The 1523-nt window shown below is 76.3% G+C and carries 1 protein-coding gene; it reads right to left on the bottom strand.

The features are described 5' to 3' along the window. Positions 1 to 98 precede the first annotated feature (98 nt). Positions 99 to 1460 carry a sensor histidine kinase gene (locus ACFXGA_RS35800; protein WP_378096052.1) on the bottom strand — a complete coding sequence of 454 codons (1362 nt, stop codon included), beginning with the start codon at positions 1458 to 1460 and terminating at the stop codon, positions 99 to 101. Positions 1461 to 1523 lie beyond the last annotated feature (63 nt).

The following is a 1523-nucleotide window of genomic DNA, read 5'->3' as shown; positions in this document are numbered from 1 at the left end:
TGGCCGCCCTGGGCTGAGCGGTCGCGTGCGGGGGTGGCCGTGGCGGTGGCCGTCGTGGGCTGAGCGGTCGCGTGCGGGGGTGGCCGTGGCGGTGGGCCTCACCGTTGCGCCTCCGGGATCTCGACCACGAACCGGGCCCCGCCGCCGGGGCGGTCCTCGACCCACACCGACCCACCGTGCCGCTGGACGTGCTGGGCGACCAGGGCCAGGCCGAGGCCGCTGCCGGTGTCCGCGCCCCGGCTGCCCGCCCGCGTGCCCCGGTCGAAGCGGTGGAAGATGCGGTCGCGCAGCTCGGGCGGCACGCCCGGCCCGGCGTCGTCCACCTCCAGCCGGGCGCGGCCGTCCCGGGCCAGGACCGCGACCCGCACCGCGCCGCCGGCGTGGCGCTCGGCGTTGTCGAGCAGGTTGTTCACCACCCGGTCCAGCCGGCGGCGGTCGCCCAGCACCCGGGGCCCGGGGACACCGGTGCGCACCGGGACCTCCGTGCCGGGCCGGGAGTCCAGCACGTTGTCCACCAGCGACGCGAGGTCGATGACCTCCGGCTCGGCGTCGTCGGCCCGCTGGTCCGAGCGGGAGATCTCCAGCAAATCCACCACGGTCCGGGCGAAGCGGTCCACCTCGGACGTCAGCAGGTCCACGGCCCGCCCCGCGGTGCCGGGGATCTCCGCGCGGCGGCGGCGCAGCACCTCGGCGGCGTTGACCATGGTGGTCAGGGGCGAGCGCAGCTCGTGGCTGACGTCGCTGGCGAAGCGCGCGTCGCGCAGCACCCGTTCCTCCAGCGCGTCGGCGGTGGCGTTGAACGTCGTCGCTAGGTGCGCCAGGTCGGGGTCGATCTGGGTCGGCAGGCGCGCCGCCAGGTCGCCGCCCGCCACCCGGGACGCGGCCTCGGTCAGCTCGGTCAGCGGGCGCAGGGCGCGGCGGCCGGCCCACGACCCCAGCGCGACGCCGAGCAACCCGCTGACCACGGCCCCGCTGATCAGCAGGACGCTGAGGAAGCGGAACGTGCGGTCGAGCTGCAACAGCGGCGCGAGTTCGACGTAGGCGGCGTCGGTGGAGCTGATGGGCAGGCTGACGGCCAGCACCGGGATGCCGTCCACGACGAGCCGTTGCGTCGCTGGCGTGCCGCGGCGGCCGAGTTCGACCAGCCGGTCGGGCAGCGCCCGGGGGTCGACCTGCCGCCCGCTCGTCAGGACCTGGCCGGACCGGTACAGCACGACGGTCGAGTCCGGCCCGGTGGTCAGGCCGGTCAGCAGCTCCTCCAGCGCGTCGGAGCCGGTGCGCAGCGCCTCGTCGACGAGCCGGACGTTGACCTCGGCCTGCCGGATGGCGCTCTGCTCGCGCTGGCGCAGCATGTACCCGGAGGACAGGTTCCACACCAGCACCGCCACCGCGCTGGTCAGCAGCAACGAGCCCGCGCCCAGGACCAGCGCGACGCGCCAGCGCAACGACAGCCGGGGCATCAGGTTCTCACCTCGCGGTCCGCGCGGCGCACGACGGCGGCCGACCCCGGGTCGGCCCGTGGT

The sequence above is a fragment of the Actinosynnema sp. NPDC059335 genome, from assembly GCF_042752395.1.
Classification (GTDB): domain Bacteria; phylum Actinomycetota; class Actinomycetes; order Mycobacteriales; family Pseudonocardiaceae; genus Actinosynnema.
This window is presented reverse-complemented; position numbering and strand designations above follow the sequence as displayed.